The sequence below is a fragment of the Mycobacterium sp. E1386 genome (assembly GCF_001672745.1).
In the GTDB taxonomy this organism is placed as follows: Bacteria; Actinomycetota; Actinomycetes; order Mycobacteriales; family Mycobacteriaceae; genus Mycobacterium.
Map to the genome: position 1 here is coordinate 1 of NZ_LZKH01000186.1, position 4,958 is coordinate 4,958.

General features: G+C 70.6%; 2 protein-coding genes and 1 pseudogene. All 3 read left to right on the forward strand.

What is annotated here, in order from left to right; genetic code table 11:
- Positions 1-302: pseudogene (locus tag A5709_RS18975) on the forward strand (polyketide synthase); the annotation flags it as partial.
- Entirely contained in the window at positions 302-3,292 is a 2,991-nt protein-coding gene (gene mbtD / locus A5709_RS18980; RefSeq protein WP_068121604.1) for a mycobactin polyketide synthase MbtD, read from the forward strand. The pseudogene A5709_RS18975 and the gene mbtD, both read left to right, overlap by 1 nt.
- Positions 3,289-4,958: condensation domain-containing protein (locus tag A5709_RS18985; protein ID WP_156768101.1), on the forward strand; the 1,670-nt coding region annotated here is incomplete at its 3' end. The genes mbtD and A5709_RS18985, both read left to right, overlap by 4 nt.

A 4,958-nucleotide genomic window follows, 5' to 3' on the forward strand; every position in this document is an offset into this window, starting at 1 on the left:
CGACGTCCGGTGCCGGCCCCCTGCTTGGCTCGGTCAAATCCAACGTCGGCCACGCGCTGGCCGCCAGCGGTGCGCTCGGGCTGGCGAAGGTTATCGTCGCCGCCGAGCACGGGGCGATCCCACCGACCCTGCATGCCGCAGAGGCAAGTCCGGAAATAGATTGGGACAGCCAGGGTTTGCGCTTGGCGAATTCGCTGACCCCGTGGGCCGCCGCCGGCGGCCGGCGGATCGCGGCGACGTCGGCGTTCGGCATCGCCGGGACCAACGCGCACGTGATCGTCGCGCTCCCCGAGGTCGCGTGATGCTGACCTCCCCTTTGCCCGACGGCCGCGTACCCGTGCTGCTCTCGTCGCACGACGAAGAGCTGATCGGCCTGGACGCCCGGGCGATACTGGACTACCTGGGCGGGACGGGCGCGGACGCGGACACCGCGGCGGTGGCGTCCACGCTGCTGCGGCTTCGCCGGGTGCGGCGGCACCGCGCGGTGGTTCGGGCGGCCGGCCGCGCCGAGCTGGTCGCCGGCCTGACCGCGCTCGTCCGCGGCGAGGAGCACCCGCTGGTCACTCAATCCTCGAGCAACCTTGCGCCGTGCGTCGCCTTCGTGTTTCCCGGCCAGGGCAATCAATGGCAGTCGATGGGCGCCGAGGCATACCAACGACTTCCGGCCTACCGGGCCGAGGCCGACCGATGCGACCGGGCGTTCCGCGCCGCCGGGCTGCCCTCACCGTTGCCCTACCTGACCGGGGAACTCGACAAGAACTGGTCGCGCACCGAAATCCAGGGAGCGCAGTTCACCCACGCGGTCAGCCTGGCCCACGAATGGCGATTCCACGGCGTGCTCCCCGCGATCACCGTCGGCCACAGCCTCGGCGAGGTCGCGGCGGCGTACGTGGCCGAAACGGTGACACTGCCGGACGCGGTCGCGTTGGTCGGGGCCCGCGCCACGATCGTCGGCCAATTGGCCGGTCGCTACGCCATGGCGGTGCTCGGCGCCGGCGTGGACGAGGCGCAGTCCCTGATCGGCGAAACCGCGGGCTGGCTCGAGGTTTCGGCGGTCAACGGGCCCTCGTCGACCGTGGTGTCCGGAGACCATGACGCAGTCGCGGCCGCCGTGTGCCTGGCCCGGCAACGCGGCGTCTTCACCCACCAACTGACGGTGGACTATCCGGGCCACACCAGCGTGCTGCGGCCGCTGCGCACCGCCCTGGCCGAGCTGGTTCCCCGCTCGGCGTTCCGGGACAGTCCGGTGCGGTTCGTCGGCTCGACCTTCGGGGCGGAGGCCGGCTGCGAGGTGGACTTCTCTCGGTACTGGTATGACAACCTCTGTAACACCGTGCGTTTCGACCGGGCGGTGGCGACGGCCCAACGGCTCGGCGCCACGGCGTTCGTCGAGTTGTCCGCGCATCCCGCGTTGCTGTATCCGCTCGCGGACCTGATCGACGAGCGGACGACGGTGGCCGTCGGCTCGGGTCATCGCGAACGGGCCATCACCGACACGCTGGCGTCGAACATCGCCACCGTGGCCGCGGCCGACCCGGGCTGCCACTGGACCAACGCGATTCCCGGCGGTATCCGGCCGCCGTTGCGCGGATTCCCGAATGCGCCGATGCGGGCGGTACACCTGTGGGCGGCGCCCGAACCGCTGATCGACGCCGGCGAGGTCCCGGCGCTCACCGTCGCCGCTGAGGATTGGCGCCACGAGACGCGACCGGGCGCGGCGGGGGCGGACATCGGCGTTGTCGCCGTCGATGCCACGGACGGCGCGTTGGTCCGGTTGCTGGTGGATGCCGTTGCGGCGCGGGGCGATTGCCGGGCGGTGTCGCCGGACGCCGCGGAGATCCTCGCGATCATCGCGCCCGAACTCGACGAGCCCGACGCCACCGCGGCGATCGAGCAGATCGCCGCGCGGGCGGACGCGGGCCTACCCGACTACGCCGCCCTGATCGGCCCGCGATGCCGGGCCGTCTGGTTGCTGACCGCCCGCGCCGAAACCATCGATGCGGACGACGCCGATGCGTCCCCGGCACAGGCGGCGCTGGCCGCGATGCACCGCAGCGTCGGCTTCGAATTCACCGACCAGGCCTTCGGACATCTCGACCTGCCCGGCCGAGATGTCGATGCCGGCACGGCCCGCGCCGCCGTCGACGCGCTGCTCGGTGAGCCGGCGGAGGTGGCGCTGCGGGGCCGCGAATCGACGGAACACTACGTGCGCACCTTCCGGAAGTGCCGCGATTCGGCGACCAAGCGGCCGCTGGACGCCGACGCGCTGGACAACGTGGTGATCACCGGCGGCAGCGGAGCCATCGGCCTGCAGTATGCGCGGTACTGCATCGAGCGCGGCGCACGGACGGTCACGCTGTTGAGCCGCAACGGTATCGATGAAGACACGCTGCGCCGGCTCACCGCGAACCACGCCACCGAGGTGCGCGCCACGCGGTGCGATATCACCGACCCGGCCGCCCTGGCGGCGGCCGCCGCCGCGCACGCGGGAAACGGCGCGTCGCTGCTGATCCACACCGCGGGCATCGCCGAGGCCCGGCCGCGTTCCGAGCTGACCGGAGCCGGCGTGGCGGCGGTGTGCGCGGCGAAGGTCCGCGGCCTGGCGCTGCTGGCCGAAGTGTGGCCGCTGCGGCCCGATTGCCGGATCCTGGCCTGCTCGTCGGTGTTCGGCGTGTGGGGCGGTTACGGCCACGCGGCTTACGCCGCCTCCAACCGGATGCTCGACGTGTTGGTCGCTCAGCTGCGCGCCCGGGGTCGCGACAGCGTGGCGATCCGGTGGGGGCTCTGGCAGGCCGCCGGCGTGGTCACGGGCGACGAAATCACCCGCACCCAACGCTCCGGCCTGGTGGCGATGGCTCCTGACCCGGCGATCGAGGCGGGCCTGTGCCGATACGACGGCGATCCGTTGATCTTCGACGCCGACCTCGACCGGCTCGCGGTGTTCTTCGAAAGCCAGGGCATGCCAATGCCGTTCGACACACAACGAGGCGACGACGGGGCAGCGGACGCCTCCGGCGCCAAGCCACTGGCCGAGGTGGTGCGCACCGAACTCGCCGCGACATTGCACCTGGACGATTCGGTATCGATCGACCCGAGCGCACCGCTCATCGACCTGGGAGTGGACTCGTTGCTCGCGCTCGATCTGCGTAAGCGGCTGCGCCGGACGGTCGGAAGCTCCGTCCCGGTCGCTCGCATGCTCGGCGGGATCACCCTCAACGAAATGATCGATGCGCTGCGCGACGGCGCAACGCTCGACGATCGCGAAACCAGAAAGGTTGGACTCCCAGCGTGACGGACACCACCGGAGCCGGCGCCCGTCTCGATGACGAACGTCTGGAATTGTTGCGCCGCAAGATCGCCGAACGCGGCCTGGCCAGTCCCGGCGTCTCGGCACCCGTGGCCACCTACGACCAGCCGCGCATGTCCGTCGGCCAGCACCGGATGTGGTTCGTGCAGTCGGTGGACCCCGACAGCGCGCTGCTCAACGTCTGTGTCTCCTATCGCGTGACCGGCACGGTGGACATCGACCGATTGCGCAGCGCGGTCGACGCCGTGGCGGCGCGGCACTCGGTACTGCACACGACGTACGACACCGGACCGGACGGCGACCCGTATCCGGTCATCCACGAGGAGTTGCGGCCCGAGTGGGCCGAACACGACCTGTCGGGCCTGACCGACCAGGCCCGGCGGTTGCGGCTGGATGTGCTGGCGCAGCGCGATTTCCGCCGGCCCTTCGACCTGGTCAAGGATTCGCCGCTGCGGGTCACCGCGGCCCGCTTGTCCGCCGACGAGCTGATGCTGTTGGTCACCGCCCATCACATCGCCTGGGACGACGCCTCGTGGACACCGTTTTTCGCCGACCTGACTCGCGCGTATACCGATCCGTTCGGATTCGGCAGCGAACCCGCGATAACTGCGCCTCCGCCGGACGAAGCCGCGGATCATGCCGCGGACTTCGCATACTGGCGGCCCCTGATGGCGAATCTGCCCGAGCCGCTTGAGCTTCCGGGCCCCAACGGTTCGGTGGTGCCAAGCACCTGGCGTGCCCAACGCGCTACTACGCGGTTGCCGGCGGCCACCGTCGATCGGGCCGCGGCGCTGGCGCGCGAGAGCGGCGCCACCCCGTACATGGTCCTGATGGCCGCCTTCGCCGCGCTGGTGCATCGCTACACCCAGTCAACGGACTTCCTGATCGCCGCGCCCGTGCTCAACCGCGGCATCGGGACGGAATCGGCCATCGGTTACTACGGCAACACCGTGGTGATCCGGATGCGACCGGAGCCGCGCCAGACGTTCCGGCAGCTGCTGGTCCAAACCCGGGACAGCGCGGTTGGCGCCTTCGCCCATTCGCGTGCCGACTTGGACTGGCTGGTACGCGAGTCCAATCCCGATCGCCGGCATGGCGCCGACCGGATGACCCGGGTGAGCTTCGGGCAGCGCGAGCCCGATGGAGCCGGCTTCTGCCCGCCCGGGGTGCGGTGTGAGCGAGGGGAGTTGCGCGGTCATTTCAACCAGCTGCCACTGAGCTTCATGATCGAGCTGGATCGTGCGAACGGTGGGCTGGTCGAAGCCGAGTACCTGGTCGAGGTGCTGGATCACCGGCTGGTGGAGCAGCTGCTGCGGCACTACGCGGTGCTGCTCGACAGCGCCCTGGCGGACCCCGACACAGCGCTGTCGGCGTGCACGCTGATGGACACCGACGACGCCGAGTGGTTGCGCTGGGCATCGACCGGTGCCGAGTTCGATACCCCGGCCTCCACCTTGCCCGCGCTGGTCACCCGTCGTGCGGCGCTGTCACCCGATGCCGTCGCCGTGGTCTACGAGGGCCGCGAGTACACCTACCGGGAGGTCGACGAAGAGTCGAACCGCTTGGCGCACTGGCTGATCGAGCAGGGCATCGGCACCGAGGACCGGGTCGCGGTGTTGCTGGACAAGTCACCCGAATTGGTCATCACCGC

Bases quoted from the DNA above. Each gene is read 5' to 3' on its own strand.
- mbtD (WP_068121604.1), top strand. From the start codon at position 302: ATGCTGACCTCCCCTTTGCCCGACGGCCGCGTACCCGTGCTGCTCTCG.